Raw genomic sequence first — 19219 nt, forward strand, 5'->3', positions numbered from 1 at the left:
ACGATATGGCTGAGAACCAGACCGTAGCGGCTCCCGAGGAGGTCGGTGAGCCGATCAATGGGCGCGTCACGCGTATCCAGGGCTCGGTTATTGACGTCGAGTTCCCGGTGGGCCACCTGCCCGACATCTACAACGCCCTCAAGGTGACGATCGCCAACACCGGCGCCAAGGAGGAAGGCGAGGCCGCGAAGACCGAGATCACCCTCGAGGTCGAGCAGCACCTGGGCGACTCCACGGTGCGCTGCGTGGCCCTGAAGCCGACCGACGGCCTGGTGCGCGGCGCCTCCGTCACCGACACCGGCGGCCCGATCGAGGTGCCGGTCGGCGATGTGACCAAGGGCCACGTCTTCGACGTCTCCGGCAACATCCTCAACAAGAAGCCCGGCGAGACGATCACCGCCACCGAGCGCTGGCCCATCCACCGCAACCCGCCGGCCTTCGACCAGCTGGAGTCCAAGACCCAGATGTTCGAGACGGGCATCAAGGTCATCGACCTGCTCACCCCGTACGTGCAGGGCGGCAAGATCGGCCTGTTCGGCGGCGCCGGCGTGGGCAAGACCGTGCTCATCCAGGAGATGATCCAGCGCGTGGCGCAGAACCACGGCGGCGTCTCCGTGTTCGCCGGCGTGGGCGAGCGCACCCGTGAGGGCAACGACCTCATCGGCGAGATGGACGAGGCCGGCGTGCTCGAGAAGACCGCACTGGTCTTCGGCCAGATGGACGAGCAGCCGGGCACCCGTCTGCGCGTGCCGCTGACCGCCCTGACCATGGCCGAGTACTTCCGCGACGTGCAGAACCAGGACGTGCTGCTGTTCATCGACAACATCTTCCGCTTCACGCAGGCCGGCTCCGAGGTGTCCACCCTGCTGGGCCGCATGCCGTCCGCCGTGGGCTACCAGCCGAACCTGGCCGACGAGATGGGCTCCTTGCAGGAGCGCATCACCTCGACCCGAGGCCACTCGATCACCTCGCTGCAGGCCATCTACGTGCCCGCCGACGACTACACCGACCCGGCCCCGGCCACGACCTTCGCCCACCTCGACGCCACCACCGAGTTGTCGCGTGACATCGCGTCGAAGGGCATCTACCCGGCCGTGGACCCGCTGAGCTCCACTTCGCGAATCCTCGACCCGCGCTATGTGGGCCAGGCCCATTACGAGTGCGCGAACCGCGTCAAGGCGATCCTGCAGCGCAACAAGGAGCTGCAGGACATCATCGCCCTGATCGGCATCGACGAGCTCTCGGAAGAGGATAAGACCACCGTCAACCGCGCCCGTAAGATCGAGCAGTTCCTCGGCCAGAACTTCTACGTGGCCGAGAAGTTCACCGGTCGCCCGGGCTCCTACGTGCCGGCCGACGAGACCATCGAGGCCTTCACCCGCATCTGCGACGGCGTGTACGACGACGTCCCGGAGCAGGCGTTCTCCGGCATCGGCGGCATCGACGACCTCGAGAAGAAGTGGCACGACATGCAGAAGGAATTCGGTGCGTGATGGCTGGCTCCGAATCCCCCACGATGCAGGTGAACATCGTCGCCGCCGACCGCCCCGTGTGGCACGGCGAGGCGAGGTCGGTCACCATCCCCGCCTCCGAGGGCGGGATGGGCATCCTGCCCAACCATGAGCCGGTGCTCACGGTGATCAAGCAGGGCATGGTCACCGTGGTGTCGGCCGACGGCACCCGGCAGACGCTCGAAGTGGCCGATGGGTTCATCTCCTTCGACTCGAACAAGCTCACCGTCGCCGTCGAACGCGCCGGTGACGTCAGGCCCGCCGCCTCCGACGACGAGTGACGACCGCCCGGCCACCGGCCGGACGACCCTGTGACGACGCCCCGTTCGGAACGTTGCGTTCCGAACGGGGCGTCGGCGTATGCGGCGCCGGGGCCGCGGCCGCCGATTCGACCCCTCTGTTAGGCTGGTGGGCCGTGCGCATCCTCGTAGCCGATTGCTCCGCCGAATACTCCGGCCGTCTCAACGCCTCCCTGCCGCCTGCCAAGCGCGTGCTGCTCGTCAAGGCCGACGGCAGCCTGCTCATCTTCTCCGAGTTGGGCTCCTACAAGCCGCTCAATTGGATGGCCGCCCCCTGCACGGTCCGCGAGACGACGCCCGACGCCGACGATGACGCCGGGGCCGATGACGCCGGGGCCGCTGCCGCCGGTGACGCCGCCCCGCGCCCAATCAAGCTGCTGCGCGTCACCTCCGACAAAAGCTCCGACGTGCTCGAGGTGAGCCTTTACCACGTCTACGCCGACCACACCTACGACCTAGGCGAGGACCCGGGCCTGACCAAGGATGGTGTGGAGGACCACCTCCAGCGCTATCTGGCCGAGCAGATCGAGCGCCTGGGCGAGGGCACACGCCTGGTGCGCCGCGAATACCCGACGGCCATCGGCCCGGTGGACATCATGGCCGTGGACGCCAACGGCGAGCATGTGGCGGTCGAGATCAAACGCCACGGCGGCATCGACGGCGTCGAACAGCTCACCCGCTACTGCGAGCTGCTCAACCGCGATCCGCTGCTCGCGCCCGTGCACGGCGTCTTCGCCGCGCAGACCATCGCCCCGCAGGCCCGCGTGCTGGCGGAGGACCGCGGCTTCCGCTGCCTGATCCTCGACTACGAGGAGATGAAGGGCACCGACGACGGCAGCCTGAAGCTGTTCTGACGCCGCCGATATGCTAAGGCCCCCGCCAGCGGGGGCCACATATGAGGAATCAGCCCCGGTCGGCTTTCGCTGACAGCCTCCGTCAGCGGGGGCCATGCATGAGGAATCAGTAGGCGGCGAGGATATCGACGACGAAGATCAGCGTCGAATTCGCCGGGATGGACCCCTGCTTTGTGTCGCCGTAGCCGAGCGACGGCGGGATGACCAGAAGCACCTGCGAGCCGACGGTCTGGCCGACCATGCCCTGTTGCCAGCCGTCGATCACGGTATGCGAGCCGCCGGAGTACGTGTCCGCATCGAGCGTGGAGCCGCGGTCCCAGGAGGAGTCGAATTGGGTGCCGTCCGTCAGCCAACCGGTGTACTTGACCACGACGGTGTTGTGGTCGGTCACCTCCTTGCCCTTGCCCTTGATGAGCGGCTGGGCGACGAGGGAGTCGCCGGGCTTGTAGCCCTTGGGAATCTCGATGGAGGGCTTGCCATCCTTCGCGCGCGTGACCTTCGGCAGATCCGCCGGCACGTCCGCCACCTCGTCGCCTTCGGCGCGCGTCAGGTCGCGGGACTTGGAGATGAACGTGTAGACGAGGATATACGAGTGGCCGGAGCCGTCGTTGGAGCCGAAGGCGACGGAGGCGTTGAGCTTCTGGCCGACGATGACGTTGTACAGCGGCACCTGCTTGAGATTGTCGGCGGTGAGGTTGATCGAGCAGTCCGGGGTGTTGTCCGTCCAGGTGTCCGCCACCTCGGAGGCATCCTTGGCATCGATCATGATGCCTTGGGCGCACACGCGGTCGCCCTCTTCGATGGTTTCGCCGTCGCCCTGCTGCAGCACGGCGTAGGCGTTGTTCTCCACGGTGGTGCCCTTGGGCACGGAGACGGTCGGCTTCTTGCCCAGCTCGCCGGTGGCGGAGACGCCGGCGATCTGGCGCAGGCCCTTGACGGTGTCCTTCGCGCCGGAGGAGGCGGAGGAGGACGACGAGCCGGAGTCCTTGGTGTTGCCGGCATCGGAGTCCGAGCCGCAGGCGGCGAGCGTGCCGCACATCGCCAGCGCGCACACGGCGGCCAGCGCACGGCTGAGCTTGGGGTGACGGTTGGAATAGCGCATGGCACACCACACTAGCCGCAAACCATGATTTCCCATGCTCCGTCCCGCTACGAGACGCCAAGGCGGCTCATAGGTGCCTCCTGTAGAATGTTGCCCGCTATGACTGACTTGAACGAGACCACAATGGCCGGGGCCGGCGGTCTGGACGGGGACCAGACCGCCGCGCCCGAGGCACGGGACGGACGCGGCGGCAAGCCGTCGCGCCACGCCATCGTCATGCGCGGCGTCGTCACCCCCATCCTCGGTCTGCTCGCGGTCGCGGCCATCCTCCTCGGCTGGCTCAACGCCACCGAATGGCGGCCCAGCACCGAGGTGACCGCCCGGATGCGCGTGACCGACACCCGGTACGTCGTCACCGATCCCGGCGTGCTGCCGCTGGTGGACGATGCCGTCACGCTGGAGGCGAAGGCTTCCGGCCGGGCCGGCCAGGACCAGCAGGTCTGCGCGGCCGTCGGCAACGCGAAGGACGCGACCGGCTGGCTGGCCGGCAACCCCTACGTGCGCGTCACCGGCATGACCGACTGGACCACGCTGTCGTCGCAGCGAGCCTCCGCCTCCGGCCAGAGCGCGCCGGAGGACGGGCAGGTCGCCTTCGCCGACTCCGACATGTGGCGGTCCGTCGACTGCGGCGCCACCAGCGCCACGCTCACGCTGAAGAAGGCCACCGCCGCTGAGGTCGTCCTCATCGACCTCGGCCGGAAGACGGATGCCACCGTCTCGATGCACTGGACGCGCAGCTCCGTGCCCGACTTCGCGATGCCGTTCTTCTTCGTGGCCGGCCTGCTGGCCGTGCTGGCCGCGCTCACCGCGTCGGTGTTCGCGATGCCGCCGCACAAGCGCCGCAAGCGCATCGTCGAATCCCGGACCAAGCCCGTCGAGGAGGTGGCGGTGGGCGAGGCCATCGCCGGCAGCCTGAGCGGCCTGAAGACGGCCGTGAGCTTCAAGCCGCGCGCCAAGCGCCGCCGTCGGCACGCGGCCGGCGCGGTGCCCGCCGACGCCGCCCTGCGCGAGCAGAGCCAGCCGACCATCGTCGACCCCGCCTCCCGCAACCTCGTCGCCGACGCGGCCTCCGCCCCGTCCGAGGAGCCGGCTCCCGCCGCCGACTCCGCGGCCCCGGCTCCCGCTGGCGGCGTGGACGACGCGACCTCCGTCATCTCCCCGGCCGAGCTGCAGTCGTACTTCGCGCGCCTCGCCCAGGAGATGGGCGACGAGGACCAGAAGGGAGAGGACCGATGACCGCACGCCGCATCACCAAGCTCGCGGCCGGCGCGCTGGCCGCCGCCCTGTGCGCCGGCCTCGCCGGATGCGAGGGCCGGCTGCCCGCCGTGACCGCGGCCGACGGCGACCAGGCCGCCGCCGCGCCCGACCTGACCGCCGCCCAGGAGCGCAAGCTGCGCGGGCAGATCCTCGACGTCATCAAGCAGGCCGACGACGCCAAGGACGCCTCCGGGCTCGCCGCGCGGCTGACCGGCCCCAGCCTGGCTGTGCGCACCAGCCAGATCGCCGTCGCGCAGAAAACCGGCCAGATGGACAACAAGGCGACGATCCCGGACAAGATCGCGCAGACCGTGATCCCCACCGACTCCGGCTGGCCGCGCACCGTGTTCACGATCACCACCACCACCGACGACCAGCAGTCGAACCGCCTGCTCGTGCTCACGCAGGACTCGGCGCGCGAGAACTACAAGCTGTGGGGGCTGGCGCGCCTGTTCCAGGGCGCGCAGCTGCCGAACTTCGCGGTGCCGTCCATCGGCTCGCCGATGGGCACCCCCAAGGACGCCGGCCTGGTGGCCACGCCCGAGCAGGCCGTGGAACGCTACGCGGATGTGCTCGCCAAGGGCGACCAGAGCGAATTCGCCGCGGACTTCGCCGACGACGACCTGCGGCGCACGCTCGCCGAGCAGTCCGCCAAGGTGCAGCAGGCGATGGAGGCGAACGCCGGTACCCAGGAGCAGACCTTCCAGGTGGCGCCCGGCCAGCTCAAGGTCATGCGCTCCGCCGACGGCAGCGACCTGGTGGTGGCCGAGATCGACTCGGTGTGGACGCGCGCGGCCGGCGAGGGACGCGAATCCCTGCCCGCCTCCGACGCGGAGACCGCGCTGTTCGGCGGCGGCCAGGCCACGAGCACGATGAAGGTGACCTATGTGAACATCATCGCGCTGGTCGTGCCGCCCAAGGACTCCGGCCTCAAGATCACGGCGGTGGGCGCCGAACGCCAGCCGGTCAAGGTCGAGGCCGTCTGAGGCCGGCGGCCTTACAATGGGTCCGGCATTCATCGACGGGACCGGCGGCGCCGGCCCCGTCATCGTCGTGCGGAGTGGAGGCAGTCATGGCTGATCAGCCGAAGTTCAATCCCGGGGTGTCCCTGGCCGGAGCGGTGGACCTGGAGGCGCTCAAGCACCAGGTCAAGGCCGAGCCAGGGCAGGCGGGCGGCGCGCCCGCGGCCGGCGGTTACGTCATCGACACCACTGAGAACACGTTCCAGGCGATGGTGACCACCTCGGCCACCTTCCCGATCCTGCTGTTCCTGTGGGTGCCCACCGACGACCGCCTGTTCCCGATGGCCAAGGCGCTCGGCGAGGCGGTGAACAAGCTCAACGGCCAGATCCAGATGTCGCGCATCGACATCGCCTCCTACCCGTCCATCGCGCAGGCCCTGCAGGTGCAGGGCGCGCCCGCGCTGTTCGCGCTCATCGCGGGCCGCCCGATGCCGCTGCTGCAGGGGGTGCCCTTCGAGACGGAGTTGGGCGCCATCTGCGACCAGATGCTGCCGAAGATCATCGCCGCCGCCCAGCAGGCCGGCGTCAACGGCACCGCGCCGTATGCCGGCGACAAAGACGGGGCTTCCTCCGGGGCGGACGGCGCGGCCTCCTCCGGCGCGGCCGCGGTGCCGCCCGCCCACCAGGAGGCGTGGCGCCTGGCCCAGTCCGGCGACTACGCCGGCGCGGCGGCCGCGTACGCGCAGGTGCTCGAATCCGATCCGGGCGACGCGCTCGCCGCGCGCGAACGCGCCAAGGCGCTGCTGCTCGCCCGCTCCGGGAAGGCGGATGTGCGCGAGGCGCGCCAGAACGCGGCCGACCATCCCGACGACGTGGACGCCCAGCTGGCCGTGGCCGACGTGGATATGATCGGCGGCCAGATCCAGGACGCCTTCGACCGGCTGCTCGACTATCTCGCGGCCGGGCACAAGGCCGACCTCGAGACCGTGCGCAAGCGCCTGCTGGAGTACTTCGCGATCCCCGAGCCCACCGATCCGCGGCTCGCGCGCGCCCGCCGGCGTCTGGCGACCCTCATGTACTGATCGGCGCCGGGCGGCCGGCTGGCCGGGGGCGCCTTCGCAGGCCGGGGAGCGGACGTCACTGCATCCTGTTCACGCCGAACTCCTGCAGGAAACGCGGCCCTTCGGCGGCGAGCTCCCGCTCGAAGTCGGCCGCCCACAGGCCGAAGGGCCGGGCGGCCAGGCCGTCGTTGCTGAAGCGCGGCTGGTCGGTGACCTCGGTCAGGCAGAAGCGCGGAATCGTCAGGTTCGTCACCGGTCCGGAACGCTCCGCCTCGGCCACGACCAGCGGCGCGTTCGCCCCGCCGAACACGTCGATGTTCCACCCGTCCTCCGCGATCCACATCGAATAGCGGTTCTTGACGATCACCTCGCCGCCGCGCCGGATGAGCTCCGCGGCGATGCGGCTGTCGATCTCCCGCTCCGCCTCGTAGCGAGTGCCGCCCACCGAAGGGCCCTTCACCGTCACGAAGGCCTCGGAGAAGCGGCCCTCGTTGCGCTCGAGCAGCGCCACCGGGTCGAGGTCCGGGGTCATCGGCACCCGCACGTCCCGCGCCTGCAAGCGCACGCGCAGCGCGTAGTTGTCCGCATGCACGTAGTAGCTCTGCACGATTAGCGTCGGCGTGTCCTCGCCCCTGAGCTCCGCGGGGAACTCACGGCAGAAGAACCGCCTCTCGAATTCGAAGTCATCCATCGGGGCCGCCATGGCCCCATTGTAAGGCCGAGGCCCCGGCCGGCGTGATTGCGCCGACCACATGGCGGCGGGGCCGCTGCCCCGGCCGCGCTGACCCGCGGAGGACGGGGCGCCGGCGGCGATGGTGTACAGTATGTACTTGCTTGGGTCCGTAGCTCAGTGGATAGAGCGTCTGTCTCCGGAACAGAAGGTCGCGCGTTCGAACCGCGTCGGGCCCACCACGCCACGAAGGCCGGCACCGTCAGGTGCCGGCCTTTCGCATGTCGCTGCGCGCATGGCGGCCGGGCGCGCCCATAATGGAGCCATGCGGATGGGACGAGGACGTCGCGGCGCCGGCTTCGGCGAGGCCGGTCCGGCCGGCCAGGGGGTCGGCCCGGCGAACCGCGCCCTCGTCGCGCTGGTCGCCGTGCTCGTGGTGTTGGCGCTGGCCACGGCGTCGCTGACCGCCGGCCTGGGCCGAGGCATCGTCGGACGATGGCGTGGCGGCCCCGACGCCGCCCGCGCCGAACGCGACGCCCTCGTCGCCCGCGACCGCGCGCGGCCCACCCCCATCTGGCCGCAGGACGGCCGTTCCCTCGCCCTCGCGCACCGCGGCGGCGCCGGCGCCCCGGAGAACTCGCTCGCCGCCATCGCCGCGTCCGGGCGCGAGGGCGCCGACTACGCCGAGATCGACGTGCGGCTCACCGCCGACAGCCAGGTCGTCGTGTTCCACGACCGGCGCACCGGCCGCCTCTCCGCCGAAGGACGCGACCAGCCCGTGCGCGACCTGACCCTCGCCGAGCTGCAGGGTATGCCGATGGTCTCCCGCGGCATGGTCTACCGGGTGCCGACGCTCGCCCAGGCCATCCGGACCGCGCGCGGCGCCGGCGCCCCCGGCGTCAGCCGCGCCCGTCCCGCCGGAGCCCACGGGCTCGGCCTGCTGCTCGACCTGAAAACCGACCCGCGCCACGCCCCGGCGCTGCTCGCACGCATCGCCGGCATCCTCGCCCACGAGGACTTTCAGAACCACACGCTGGTCATGTCCACCGACCCGGCCGTCGTGGCCGTCGCGCGCCGGCTCCACCCCGACTGGCGCATCGGCCTGTGCTGCCGCAGCGCCCGCAGTCTGAACCGGGTGGAGGCCGGCCATACCCGGCTGAGCTTCCTCGTCGTCACCTGCTCGATGGCCGGCGACGCGGTGTTCGCCCGCGCCCGGCAGCTCTGCCGCACGCGGCCGATGCCGCTGTACGCCGGATTCGGCGCCGGCGCCGGCCCGGGCGGCGAGGCGGGCGCCGCCGCCCGGTATCTGGCCGACGGCGCGTCCGGTGTGCTCGGCGAGGATGTCCGCGTCATCGAGCGCGCGGCCGCCGCACTGCGGTAGCATCGTCCAGGGGCGGCCGGACGGGCCGTCGCGAAGGGAGAGCCATGGCCACCGATACCCCCGTGACATCCCCGGCATCCGAGGCCGGTGTCCGGACCGATGCCCCCGACGAGCAGGGCGGCCTCGAACGCAAGATGGAATCGCGTCATCTGACGATGATCTCCCTGGGCGGCGTGATCGGCACCGGCCTGTTCCTCTCCTCCGGCCAGACCATCCACCAGGCCGGCCCGCTCGGCGCGATCCTCGCCTACGCCATCGGCTCGCTGCTGGTGTATCTGGTGATGCTCAGCCTCGGCGAGCTTTCTGTCGCGATGCCCTACGCCGGCAGCTTCCACCTGTACGCGCGGCGGTTCATCGGCCCCGGCACCGCGTTCACCGTCGCCATCCTCTACTGGCTCAACTGGGCGGTGGCGCTCGCCAGCGAGTTCACCGCGGCCGGCCTGCTTATGCAGCGGTGGTTCCCCGGCTCGCCCACCTGGGCGTGGTCGGCGGCGTTCATCGTCCTCGTGTTCGTGCTCAACATCCTCTCGGTGCGGCTGTATGGCGAGTCGGAGTTCTGGTTCGCGTCCGTCAAGGTGGTCGCGATCGTCGCGTTCATCCTCATCGGACTGCTCGCCATCTGCGGCGCCATCCCGATCACCGGCGCGGACGGCGCCCGCCAGCCGGCGCCGGGGCTGACCCACCTGACCGAGGGCGGCGGCTTCCCCAACGGCGCGCTGCCGGTGTTCTCCACGCTGCTCACCGTCGTGTTCGCGTTCTCCGGCACCGAGGTGGTGGGCGTGGCGGCCGGCGAGACCCGCGACCCGGGCACGGCCATCCCCAAGGCCGTCCACACCACGGTGCTGCGGCTGGCCATCTTCTTCATCGGCTCGATCGGCGTGATGGCCGCGCTCATCCCCTGGCACCAAGCCGGCGTGGAGACCAGTCCCTTCGTGCTTGTGTTCCAGAGCATCGGCATGCCCTTCGCCGGCGACATCATGAACTTCGTGGTGCTCACGGCCGTGCTCTCCGCCGCAAACTCCGGCCTGTACGTGAGTTCGCGCATGGTGTGGTCGCTGGCGCAGGAGCGGATGATCCCGCATGCGCTGGCCAAGACGAATTTCCACGGCGTGCCGGTGTGGGCCGTCGCCTGCTCGATGGCCGGCAGCCTGCTCGCGCTGCTGTCCAGCGTGGTGGCCGCCTCCACCGTGTACCTGGCGCTGGTGGCCATCTCCGGCCTGGCCACGCTGGTGGTGTGGATGTCCGTGGCGGTGTGCCACATCCGCTTCCGCCGCCAGTGGGTGCGCGACGGGCACCGGGCGGAGGAGCTCGGCTACCGCGCCCCGTGGTTCCCGCTGGTGCCGGTGGCGGCGCTGGTGATGTGCGTGGGCGCGCTGGTGCTGGTGGCGGCCGACCCCGCGCAGCGCTCGACGCTGCTGGCCATGGTCCCCTTCATGGCGCTGTGCTATGCGGTGCACTACGGCGTGGCCGCGTGGCGGAAGCGCCGCGGAGCGCGCGACGGCGGGCGTGTAGCCTGAGTGGCAGGGCGGCGGCGGATTGGCCGCCGTTGCCGGGGCCTGGCATGGGTTCCGCAGAGGGCCCGGCATGGGCCCGGAAGGTTCCGAAGCGAGAAAGGACGACGACGATGGGCGAGAAGATGCAGGAAGTGGCGACCGCGTTCGCTCCGGCCGCGCTGGGCGCGTATAGCCAGGGAGTGAAGGCGAACGGCTTCGTGTTCGTGTCCGGCCAGCTGGGCATCGACCCGGCCACCGGCGAGTTCGCCGGCGACACCGCCGCCGAGCAGGCCGCCCAGGCCCTGAAGAACATCAAGCACATCCTCGACGCCGCCGGCAGCGGCATCGAGAATGTGGTGCGCGCCACGATCTATCTCAAGAACGTGGAGGACTTCGCCGCGGTGGACGCCAAGTACGCCGAGGTGTTCATCGGCTCGGTGAAGCCCGCCCGCTGCGCCTTCGGCGGCAACGACATCCCCAAGGGCGCGCTGGTCGAGATCGATGCGATCGCCGTCTGCTGAGACGGCAGGCGGGGTCGGCGCCGGAGCCGATGGGGAGGCCGAGGTGCGCGTCCATGCGACGGTGTCCGGTCTGGTGCAGGGCGTGGGCTACCGCTACTTCACGGTGACGGCCGCGCGCAGGCTGGGGCTGACCGGCTGGGTGCGCAACCTGCGCGACGGCGACGTGGAGCTGGAGGCGCAGGGGCGCCGCGCCGATGTCGACGTGCTGCTCAACTGGCTCCAGACCGGCCCCCGGTGGTCGCGCGTGGACCACGTCGCCGTCCAGACCATCCCCCTCCAAGGCGAGACCGCCTTCCGCGTCTACGCCTGAGCCATGCGGCATGCGTCCCCATGCGGCAAGCGTCCTCGCGGCATGCGTCCCCATACGGCGTCCCCATACGGCAAACCGTACTCTTACAGTGTGTAAGAGTACGGTTTGTCGCAGTGATGCGGTCCCCTTGCGGCGAACCGTACTCTGACGTGCGCTCACAGTACGGTTTGTCGCAGTGATGCGGTCCCCATGCGGCGAACCGTACTCTGACAGCGCGTAAGAGTACGGTTTGCCGCACGGGCGTCGTTGCGATGCGGGAAACCGTACTCTTATTCGTACTCATAGTACGGTTTGTCGCACGGCGGCGCGGCATCGCGGCCGTGGCGACGGCCGCGGGCGGGGCAGGCAACGGACTAGGGTTGGGGCCTATGAGGATTGCACGGTTTTCGTTGAATGACACGCCCCGCTACGCCTTCGTGCAGAAGGACGCGGCCGACGGCAAGGACTATCTCGTGGAGCTCGACGGCCATCCGCTGGTCGGCGGCCAGGTGAGCCCCACCGGCAACCGGTATGCGCTCGACGCCGAAGGCGTGCGCCTGCTCGCCCCGGTCATCCCCTCCAAGGTGTACGGCCTGGCGAAGAACTACGAGGCGCACGCGCAGTTCATGCACGAGGCCGGCCATTCGGACATCAAGCATGCGCCGGAGGACATGGTCATCTTCACCAAGCCTTCCACCTCCGTGATCGGTCCGGACGATCCGATCGTGATTCCGCCCTGCTCGAACGACATGAACTACGAGCCCGAGGTGGCCGTGGTCATCGGCCGCATGGCCAAGAACGTGCCCGTCGCGCAGGCGATGGACTACGTGCTCGGCTTCACCTGCGTCAACGACGTGACGCTGCGCGACCTGCAGGGCATGGATCCGATGTGGACGCGCGCCAAGGGCTTCGACACCTCCTGCCCGCTCGGCCCGTGGATCGTGGGGCGCGACGACCTGAACTGGCGCGACGCGTGCATCTCCTTCACGCTCAACGGGCGCGACGTGGAGGAGGCCAGCGGCACCACCGCCAAGCTCATCCACGGCATCCCCGAGCAGATCGCGGCCATCTCCTCCTTCGCCACGCTGCTGCCCGGCGACGTGATCCTCACCGGCACGCCGAACGCCTCCGGCCACCTCGATCCGGGCGACGAGGCCATCGTGCACGTCGAGGGCATCGGCGACCTGCGCAACGTGGTCGTCCGCGGCTGAACCATACGCCAACGCCGGAGCGGGCGTCACTCTTGCATCTCCCCCTACGGGCGGGGCCTGCGCAGGAGTGACGCCCGCTTCGGTGGTGAAGGCTTTGACGGGGCCGCTCCGATTGGAGAGTGCGCTGCGCCGGGCGGCAGCGTGTCCACCACGCCGAGGAGAGAAAACTTGAGTCGAAGACGCTCAAGTTTGGGAATAGAATGATGGCGGACGTGGTTGAGGATTGCAGAACATGCAATCATGCCGCGGCGGCCGCGCCGGTCCGGACCTCCGGACGCGCAAGGCCCGCGGCCCACGGAATGTTGGAGGACATATGGAACAGAAGTTCACCACGATGGCCCAGGAGGCCATCGGCGACGCCATCCAAAGCGCTTCGGCGGCCGGCAACGCGCAGGTCGAGACCCTGCACGTGGTCGACGCGTTGCTGCGCCAGGAGCAGGGCGTGGTGCGCGGCCTCATCCAGGCGGCCGGCGGCGATCCGCAGGCCATCGGCGCGGCCGTGCGCAACGCGCTCGTCCAGCTGCCGAGCGCGTCCGGCTCCACCACCTCGCAGCCGCAGGCCAGCCGTCAGCTGACCGCGGCGCTCGCCCAGGCCGAGAAGGAGATGCAGGCCATGGGCGACGAATACGTCTCCACCGAGCACCTGCTCATCGGCATCGTCGCCTCGAAGCCGAACCAGAGCGCGGAGATCTTCGAACGCAACGGCGTCACGGCGGCGGCGCTGCGCAAAGCCGTGCCCGGCGTGCGCGGCGGCGCCAAGGTGACCAGCCCCGATGCGGAAGGCTCGTACAAGGCGCTGGAGAAGTACTCCACCGACCTGACGGCAGCGGCGAAGGAAGGCAAGCTCGACCCGGTCATCGGACGTGACCAGGAGATTCGCCGCGTCATCCAGATCCTGTCGAGGCGCACCAAGAACAACCCGGTGCTCATCGGCGAGCCCGGCGTCGGCAAAACCGCCGTCGTCGAGGGCCTGGCCCAGCGCATCGTGGCGGGCGACGTGCCCACCACGCTGCAGGGCAAGAAGCTCATCTCGCTCGACCTGGGCTCCATGGTGGCCGGCTCGAAGTACCGTGGCGAGTTCGAGGAACGCCTCAAGGCCGTCCTCAACGAGATCAAGAACGCCAACGGGCAGATCATCACGTTCATCGACGAGATCCACACCATCGTGGGCGCCGGCGCGGCCGAAGGCTCCATGGACGCCGGCAACATGCTCAAGCCGATGCTGGCGCGCGGCGAGCTGCGTCTGATCGGCGCGACCACGCTGGACGAGTACCGCGAGAACATCGAGAAGGACCCGGCCCTGGAGCGCCGCTTCCAGCAGGTGTTCGTGGGCGAGCCGAGCGTGGAGGACACCATCGCGATCCTGCGCGGCCTGAAGCAGCGCTACGAAGCCCACCACAAGGTGACCATCGGCGACGACGCGCTTGTGGCGGCGGCCACGCTGTCCAACCGGTACATCTCCGGGCGGCAGCTGCCGGACAAGGCCATCGACCTGGTCGACGAGGCGGCCGCGCACCTGCGCATGGAGCTCGACTCCTCCCCGGAGGAGATCGACGAGCTGCAGCGGCGCGTGACCCGCCTGGAAATGGAGGAGATGCAGCTCAAGAAGGCCGAGGACCCCGCGTCCAAGGAGCGCCTGGGCAAGCTGCAGGCCGAGCTGGCGGACACGCGCGAGAAGCTCGCCGGACTCAAGGCCCGGTGGAACGCCGAGCAGGCCGGCCACAACAAGGTCGGCGACCTGCGCGCCAAGCTGGACGACCTGCGCGTGCAGGCCGACAAGTTCACCCGCGAGGGCAACCTGGCGGAGGCCAGCCGCATCCTCTACGGCGAGATTCCGGCCATCCAGAAGGAACTCGCCGTCGCGGAGAACGCGGACGCCGAGACCAAGGCCGACCGTGGTGGCGCGGAAGGCGCCGAGCCGATGGTGCCGGACCGCGTGGACGCCGACTCCGTGGCCGAGATCGTCTCCGACTGGACCGGCATCCCCGTCGGCCGCCTCATGCAGGGCGAGAACGAGAAGCTGCTCCATATGGAGGAGTACCTCGGCAAGCGCGTGATCGGGCAGAAGGAAGCCATCCAGGCCGTGTCCGACGCGGTGCGCCGCTCGCGCGCCGGCATCTCCGACCCGAACCGCCCCACCGGCTCGTTCCTGTTCCTCGGCCCCACCGGCGTGGGCAAGACCGAGCTGGCCAAGGCGCTCGCCGACTTCCTGTTCGACGACGAGAAGGCCATGGTGCGCATCGACATGTCCGAGTACATGGAGAAGGCCTCCGTGTCCCGTCTCATCGGCGCGGCCCCCGGCTACGTCGGCTACGAGCAGGGCGGCCAGCTCACCGAGGCCGTGCGGCGGCGCCCGTACTCCGTGGTGCTGTTCGACGAGGTGGAGAAGGCCAACCCCGAGATCTTCGACGTGCTGCTCCAGGTGCTCGACGACGGCCGCCTGACCGACGGCCAGGGCCGGACCGTGGACTTCAAGAACACGATCCTGATCATGACCTCGAACCTCGGCTCGCAGTTCCTGGTGGACGAGTCCATGGGCGCGGACGCCAAGAAGAAGGCCGTGATGGACGCCGTGCACCGCAACTTCAAGCCGGAGTTCCTCAACCGTCTGGACGACATCGTGATGTTCCACCCGCTCACCCGCGAGGAGCTGGGCGGCATCGTGGACATCCAGATGGCCGGCGTGGCCTCGCGTTTGACCGACCGCCGGATCACGCTCAACGTGACTGCCGCGGCCCGCGAATGGCTGGCCAACACCGGCTACGACCCGGCCTACGGCGCCCGTCCGCTGCGCCGCCTCGTACAGACCGAGGTCGGCGACCAGCTGGCCCGCATGCTGCTGGCCGGCAAGGTCCACGACGGCGACACCGTGCGCGTCGACCAGACCGGCGGCGAGCACCTCGACCTCACGGATGTGCCGGCCGCCGAGGCCGACTCGCCGGACGTGACGGTCGAAGGCGTGACCGAGGACTGAGACCGCCAGGCTGGTTGGGCATAAGGCCGCGGAATCCGCAGAGAGCGGACCTCCCGCGGCCTTTGCCGTCTGATTTGGCTCCCCTCGGGGAGCCAATCCGCCGCGGGAGACGATTGCGGCCGGTAGGGTGGGGCATATGACAGGACGATTCGCCCCCACGCCTTCCGGCCGCATGCACATCGGCAACGCGTATGCGATGCTCGCCGCCTGGCTCGACGCCCGTTCCCGCGGCGAACGCATGGTGCTGCGCATCGAGGACATCGACCGTCCGCGCGTGCTGCCCGACGCCGACCGTTGGATCATGGACGACCTGGCGTGGCTCGGCCTCGATTGGGATGGCGAGCCCGTCTACCAGTCCGCCCGCCTCGACCGCTACGAGGAGGCCCTGCGCGCGCTGGAGGACCGCCACCCGCCGCTGATCTACCCGTGCTTCTGCTCGCGCGCCGACATCCGCGCCGCCTCCGCCCCGCAGGAGGGCGACGGCTTCCAGATCTACCCCGGCACCTGCAGCCGTCTGTGGCGCGACCACCCCGACCAAGCCCGCGCCCGGCTGGCACGCGGCGACCGCCACTCCCTGCGCATCGCGATGCCGGATGCCGGCGCCGCGGCGTTCGAGGACCGCGTGTACGGGCCGCAGCGCTACCGCCTCGCCCACGACATCGGCGACTCGGTGGTCCGCCGGGCCGACGGCCTGTTCGCCTACCAGTTCGTCGTCACCGTCGACGACCTCGACATGGGCGTGACCAGCCTGGTGCGCGGCCCCAGCCCGGCGCATCCGGCCCACGCGCATCTGCCGCTGATCGAGAACGCGGCCGGCCGGCGGCTCGCCAAACGCGAGCGGTCGCTGGACATGGGCGCCCTGCGCGCACGCGGCGTCTTGAGCGGGCAGGTCGTCGGCTTGTGCGCGTGGCTGCTCGGCCTCATCCCCGCGTCCGAGCCCTGCGCGCCCGCCGACCTGCTGGACGGCTTCGGCTGGCAGGCCCTGCGCGCCCACCATCCCGACCGCATCCTCGCCCCGGATGGTCCCCATGTGCCCCGGTGGCTCGCCGAGGCGCTAGGCTGAGAGGCGGAACCGACCGGAAGGAGCCGGATATGTCGAAAGCCGTGAGGAATCTGCTCGTGGGCGCCGCCGCCCTGGCCGGCGCGGCCGTGTGGGCCGTCGCGCCGAGGTCGTTCGGCGACAAGCGCCGCAACTTCGTGCCCGCGGTGCCGGAATGCTGGTACGCGCACCGCGGCCTGCACGACGCAGGCTCCGGACTGACCCAGGATTATGCGGCGGAATCCGGCGCCTATGTGGCGCTCGCGCGCCGCATGGCCATGAAGGCGGGCTACGGCACGCCCGACGCCACCGGACCCATCGCCCCGGAGAACTCGCTGGCCGCGTTCGCCGCTGCGGCCGAGGCCGGCTACGGCATCGAACTCGACCTGCAGCTGACGCTCGACGGCAAGGTGGTGGTCGTGCATGACGCCGACCTCATGCGCGTGGCCGGCGACCCGCGGCGCGTCGAGGACCTGACCTACGACGAGCTCACGCGCATCCCGCTGTTCCCCGGCGCACGCCCCGGGGACGCGCAGGCCGAGCCGCTGCCCGGCGCGCAGGAGCGCGTGCCGCTGGTCGTCACCCCGTCCAAGGCGCCGGAGGGCTACTACCAGCATGTGCCGCTGTTCATCGACGTGCTCAAGGTGGTGGCCGGGCGCGTGCCGCTCATCGTCGAATACAAGTTCGCCGACGACACCGCCTGGACCGAGCGCGACGAGATGCTGATGGAGGAGGGCGACGCGCTGCTGCAAACCTACGACGGCCCGTATGTGGTGGAGAGCTTCAATCCGCGCGCGATACGCTGGTACCGGGAGCACCGGCCGGAGGCCTGCCGCGGCCAGCTCGCCGAGGCGCAGCCCGTGGGCCGTGAGCATGGGTGCGATGCGCTGCGCCTGCTGGCCGGCCTGCTCGCCTTCGACTGGATGTCGCGGCCGGATTTCGTGGCGTATGACTGGACCGGCGGCGCCGCGCTGCAGGTGCGCGCCGCTCGCCTCATGGGGGCGACGGCGGTGTCGTGGACGGTGTGCAGCCGGGAGGAACTGGCGCAGTGCGCGCCGTATTTCGACCGCCACATCTTCGAAAGCTTCGTGCCCGACGGCAAGTAGCCGCCGGAGACGATGACGGATGGCGGCGGCCTCCGGCAGCCGCCGCCATCCCCGGCCGACGCCGGCGGACCCTACTTGTGGTAAGGCTCGCCGGCGTTGATCTTATAGGCCCGGTAGATCTGCTCGAGCAGGATCACGCGCATGAGCTGGTGCGGGAAGGTCATGCGCGAGAAGCTGAGCCGCAAGTCCGCGCGGCTGAGGATCGCGTCGTCGAGGCCGATGGAGCCGCCGATGACGAACTGGATGTGGCTGACGCCGGACAGACCCAGCCGGTCGATCTTCGTGGCGAGCTCTTCGCTGGACAGCTGCTTGCCGTCGATGGCCAACGCGACGATGGTCGCGTCCTGGCGCAGGTGCCTGGCGATGCGCTCGCCCTCCTTGCGCTTGATCTGCCGTTCGACGCCTTCGGAGGCGTGGTCGGGGGTCTTCTCGTCCGCCACCTCGATGATCTCCAGCTTGCAGTAGCGGGAGAGTCGCTTGGCGTACTCGTCGATGGCGTCGCGCAGGTACCGCTCCTTGACGCGGCCCGGCGCGATGATGTCGATCCTCATGCCGCGCGGCCCCGGCGTCAGTCGATGACGCCGTAGAGACGGTCGCCGGCGTCGCCCAGACCGGGCACGATGTAGGCGCGCTCGTTGAGGGTCTCGTCGACCGCGCACACCACGACCTTGAAGTCGATGGACGGGTCGACGTTCTTCTCCACGAATTCGATGCCTTCGGGGGCGGCGATGATGTTGATGGCGGTGATGTCCTTGGCGCCGCGCTCGGCCAGGTAGTGCGTGGCCGCGACCAGCGTGCCGCCGGTGGCGAGCATCGGGTCGATGAGGAAGCACTGGCGGCCGGTGAGGTCCTCCGGCAGACGGTTCGCGTGGGTGATCTGCTGGGTGGGGTGCTCCTCGTCGCGCTTCATGCCGAGGAAGCCGACCTCCGCGGAGGGGATCATCTTCATCATGCCGTCGAGCATGCCCAGGCCGGCGCGCAGCACCGGCACGATGATGGGGCGGGGCTTGGCGATGGCCTTGCCGACCATCGTGGCGACGGGGGTCTCGATCGGCTTGTCGACGACCTCGAGGCCGCGGGTGGCCTCGTAGGCCTCGAGGGAGACGAGCTCGGTGACGAGCTCGCGGAAGGTGGAGGAGGGGGTGTTCTTGTCGCGGAGCACGGTCATCTTGTGCTCCACCAGCGGATGATTCAACACATGGAGTTCCATGGCTCCCACTCTAGGCCATGGGGTCGCGGGCCGCGCTGGGCTCTGGCGCGGCCCGCCCGCCCGTCAGCCGATGCGCCCGTCGGCGGCCCTGACCCGCTCGTATTCGGCCCGGGTCAGGCTGATCACGCCGCCGTGCTTGGTGTGCGGTGCCAGGGGGTGCGGATGTTTTTTTGGATGGTCGTGCGGCCAGTCCAAGGCTTCTGCGGTATTGCACGGGGCTCTGCCGGCCCGGGGATTTCTTGGTGCGTGTCTCATTGTGGTGGGTCAGGTAGGCGGCGA

The 19219-nt window shown here is 70.0% G+C and carries 19 protein-coding genes and 1 tRNA gene; 15 read left to right on the forward strand and 5 right to left on the reverse strand.

Annotated features, from left to right (window positions below; all coding sequences use genetic code 11):
- The first annotated feature begins 5 nt into the window (after positions 1–5).
- From atpD to nucS, 3 genes are all read left to right on the forward strand, one after another.
- Positions 6–1493, forward strand: coding sequence for a F0F1 ATP synthase subunit beta (gene atpD, locus H7U32_RS07225; RefSeq protein ID WP_204469380.1), 1488 nt, complete (start codon positions 6–8; stop codon positions 1491–1493).
- The gene (locus tag H7U32_RS07230; protein WP_204469381.1) at positions 1493–1792 is read left to right on the forward strand and encodes a F0F1 ATP synthase subunit epsilon; all 300 of its coding nucleotides are present in this window, start codon (positions 1493–1495) and stop codon (positions 1790–1792) included. The genes atpD and H7U32_RS07230 overlap by 1 nt, the downstream gene beginning before the upstream one ends.
- A 134-nt stretch (positions 1793–1926) precedes the next feature.
- Positions 1927–2664 carry an endonuclease NucS gene (gene nucS, locus H7U32_RS07235; RefSeq protein ID WP_204469383.1) on the forward strand — a complete coding sequence of 246 codons (738 nt, stop codon included), beginning with the start codon at positions 1927–1929 and terminating at the stop codon, positions 2662–2664.
- 106 nt (positions 2665–2770) lie between these two features.
- On the opposite strand, the gene H7U32_RS07240 is transcribed toward nucS, so the two are convergent.
- Positions 2771–3766, reverse strand: a complete 996-nt coding sequence (locus H7U32_RS07240) for an FKBP-type peptidyl-prolyl cis-trans isomerase (protein WP_239457598.1) — start codon at positions 3764–3766, stop codon at positions 2771–2773.
- 99 nt (positions 3767–3865) lie between these two features.
- On the opposite strand from H7U32_RS07240, the gene H7U32_RS07245 reads away from it, so the two are divergent.
- The 3 genes from H7U32_RS07245 (at position 3866) to H7U32_RS07255 (ending at position 7067) form a co-directional block, all read left to right on the forward strand.
- The gene (locus tag H7U32_RS07245) at positions 3866–5002 is read left to right on the forward strand and encodes a hypothetical protein (RefSeq protein WP_239457599.1); all 1137 of its coding nucleotides are present in this window, start codon (positions 3866–3868) and stop codon (positions 5000–5002) included.
- On the forward strand, positions 4999–6009 hold the full coding sequence (locus tag H7U32_RS07250; protein ID WP_204469385.1) for a hypothetical protein: 1011 nt from the start codon (positions 4999–5001) through the stop codon (positions 6007–6009). Before H7U32_RS07245 ends, H7U32_RS07250 begins: the two co-directional genes overlap by 4 nt.
- An 86-nt stretch (positions 6010–6095) precedes the next feature.
- A complete protein-coding gene (locus H7U32_RS07255) occupies positions 6096–7067 on the forward strand; it encodes a tetratricopeptide repeat protein (protein ID WP_204469387.1) in 972 nt (323 codons plus the stop codon).
- A gap of 55 nt (positions 7068–7122) precedes the next feature.
- Here H7U32_RS07255 and H7U32_RS07260 read toward each other — a convergent pair whose 3' ends face one another.
- Positions 7123–7749 (reverse strand): hypothetical protein, encoded by a 627-nt coding sequence (locus H7U32_RS07260; protein WP_204469389.1) that lies wholly within the window; start codon positions 7747–7749, stop codon positions 7123–7125.
- 133 nt (positions 7750–7882) lie between these two features.
- Between H7U32_RS07260 and H7U32_RS07265 the strand changes: the two genes are divergently transcribed.
- From H7U32_RS07265 to H7U32_RS07305, 9 genes are all read left to right on the forward strand, one after another.
- Positions 7883–7958 (forward strand) — tRNA-Arg (locus H7U32_RS07265).
- Positions 7959–8047: 89 nt separating this feature from the next.
- Positions 8048–9097, forward strand: a complete 1050-nt coding sequence (locus H7U32_RS07270) for a glycerophosphodiester phosphodiesterase family protein (protein WP_204469391.1) — start codon at positions 8048–8050, stop codon at positions 9095–9097.
- 44 nt (positions 9098–9141) lie between these two features.
- Positions 9142–10614: an amino acid permease gene (locus tag H7U32_RS07275; RefSeq protein ID WP_204469393.1), complete on the forward strand. Its 1473-nt coding sequence runs from the start codon at positions 9142–9144 to the stop codon at positions 10612–10614.
- Between the two features lie 107 nt (positions 10615–10721).
- Positions 10722–11111: a Rid family detoxifying hydrolase gene (locus tag H7U32_RS07280; protein ID WP_204469394.1), complete on the forward strand. Its 390-nt coding sequence runs from the start codon at positions 10722–10724 to the stop codon at positions 11109–11111.
- A 43-nt stretch (positions 11112–11154) separates the two neighbouring features.
- Positions 11155–11421 (forward strand): acylphosphatase, encoded by a 267-nt coding sequence (locus H7U32_RS07285; RefSeq protein WP_323804608.1) that lies wholly within the window; start codon positions 11155–11157, stop codon positions 11419–11421.
- Positions 11422–11789: 368 nt separating this feature from the next.
- A complete protein-coding gene (locus H7U32_RS07290) occupies positions 11790–12611 on the forward strand; it encodes a fumarylacetoacetate hydrolase family protein (RefSeq protein ID WP_204469398.1) in 822 nt (273 codons plus the stop codon).
- Positions 12612–12924: 313 nt separating this feature from the next.
- Positions 12925–15585, forward strand: coding sequence for an ATP-dependent chaperone ClpB (clpB, locus tag H7U32_RS07295; RefSeq protein WP_204469400.1), 2661 nt, complete (start codon positions 12925–12927; stop codon positions 15583–15585).
- A gap of 136 nt (positions 15586–15721) precedes the next feature.
- Positions 15722–16648, forward strand: coding sequence for a glutamate--tRNA ligase family protein (locus H7U32_RS07300; RefSeq protein WP_204469402.1), 927 nt, complete (start codon positions 15722–15724; stop codon positions 16646–16648).
- Positions 16649–16677: 29 nt separating this feature from the next.
- Positions 16678–17730 (forward strand): glycerophosphodiester phosphodiesterase family protein, encoded by a 1053-nt coding sequence (locus H7U32_RS07305; RefSeq protein WP_204469404.1) that lies wholly within the window; start codon positions 16678–16680, stop codon positions 17728–17730.
- A gap of 71 nt (positions 17731–17801) precedes the next feature.
- Here H7U32_RS07305 and rlmH read toward each other — a convergent pair whose 3' ends face one another.
- The 3 genes from rlmH to H7U32_RS10970 form a co-directional block, all read right to left on the reverse strand.
- Positions 17802–18281 carry a 23S rRNA (pseudouridine(1915)-N(3))-methyltransferase RlmH gene (gene rlmH, locus H7U32_RS07310; RefSeq protein ID WP_204469406.1) on the reverse strand — a complete coding sequence of 160 codons (480 nt, stop codon included), beginning with the start codon at positions 18279–18281 and terminating at the stop codon, positions 17802–17804.
- A 17-nt stretch (positions 18282–18298) separates the two neighbouring features.
- On the reverse strand, positions 18299–18940 hold the full coding sequence (gene upp, locus H7U32_RS07315) for a uracil phosphoribosyltransferase (protein ID WP_204469407.1): 642 nt from the start codon (positions 18938–18940) through the stop codon (positions 18299–18301).
- A 63-nt stretch (positions 18941–19003) separates the two neighbouring features.
- Entirely contained in the window at positions 19004–19135 is a 132-nt protein-coding gene (locus tag H7U32_RS10970) for a hypothetical protein (protein ID WP_275051235.1), read from the reverse strand.
- Between the last annotated feature and the right edge of the window lie 84 nt (positions 19136–19219).

It is taken from the genome of Bifidobacterium pullorum subsp. saeculare (assembly GCF_016899725.1).
GTDB classification, from domain to species: Bacteria; Actinomycetota; Actinomycetes; order Actinomycetales; family Bifidobacteriaceae; genus Bifidobacterium; species Bifidobacterium pullorum_C.

What these genes read in the sequence shown, in the direction of transcription:
- H7U32_RS07275 (WP_204469393.1), top strand. Translation starts at nt 9,142, where the DNA reads ATGGCCACCGATACCCCCGTGACATCCCCGGCATCCGAGGCCGGTGTC.
- atpD (WP_204469380.1), top strand. Translation starts at nt 6, where the DNA reads ATGGCTGAGAACCAGACCGTAGCGGCTCCCGAGGAGGTCGGTGAGCCG.
- H7U32_RS07255 (WP_204469387.1), top strand. Translation starts at nt 6,096, where the DNA reads ATGGCTGATCAGCCGAAGTTCAATCCCGGGGTGTCCCTGGCCGGAGCG.
- upp (WP_204469407.1), bottom strand. Translation starts at nt 18,940, where the DNA reads ATGGAACTCCATGTGTTGAATCATCCGCTGGTGGAGCACAAGATGACC.
- H7U32_RS07300 (WP_204469402.1), top strand. Translation starts at nt 15,722, where the DNA reads ATGACAGGACGATTCGCCCCCACGCCTTCCGGCCGCATGCACATCGGC.
- rlmH (WP_204469406.1), bottom strand. Translation starts at nt 18,281, where the DNA reads ATGAGGATCGACATCATCGCGCCGGGCCGCGTCAAGGAGCGGTACCTG.
- H7U32_RS07230 (WP_204469381.1), top strand. Translation starts at nt 1,493, where the DNA reads ATGGCTGGCTCCGAATCCCCCACGATGCAGGTGAACATCGTCGCCGCC.
- H7U32_RS07260 (WP_204469389.1), bottom strand. Translation starts at nt 7,749, where the DNA reads ATGGCGGCCCCGATGGATGACTTCGAATTCGAGAGGCGGTTCTTCTGC.
- H7U32_RS07305 (WP_204469404.1), top strand. Translation starts at nt 16,678, where the DNA reads ATGTCGAAAGCCGTGAGGAATCTGCTCGTGGGCGCCGCCGCCCTGGCC.
- H7U32_RS07290 (WP_204469398.1), top strand. Translation starts at nt 11,790, where the DNA reads ATGAGGATTGCACGGTTTTCGTTGAATGACACGCCCCGCTACGCCTTC.
- H7U32_RS07250 (WP_204469385.1), top strand. Translation starts at nt 4,999, where the DNA reads ATGACCGCACGCCGCATCACCAAGCTCGCGGCCGGCGCGCTGGCCGCC.
- H7U32_RS07280 (WP_204469394.1), top strand. Translation starts at nt 10,722, where the DNA reads ATGGGCGAGAAGATGCAGGAAGTGGCGACCGCGTTCGCTCCGGCCGCG.
- H7U32_RS07240 (WP_239457598.1), bottom strand. Translation starts at nt 3,766, where the DNA reads ATGCGCTATTCCAACCGTCACCCCAAGCTCAGCCGTGCGCTGGCCGCC.
- H7U32_RS07270 (WP_204469391.1), top strand. Translation starts at nt 8,048, where the DNA reads ATGGGACGAGGACGTCGCGGCGCCGGCTTCGGCGAGGCCGGTCCGGCC.
- clpB (WP_204469400.1), top strand. Translation starts at nt 12,925, where the DNA reads ATGGAACAGAAGTTCACCACGATGGCCCAGGAGGCCATCGGCGACGCC.
- H7U32_RS07245 (WP_239457599.1), top strand. Translation starts at nt 3,866, where the DNA reads ATGACTGACTTGAACGAGACCACAATGGCCGGGGCCGGCGGTCTGGAC.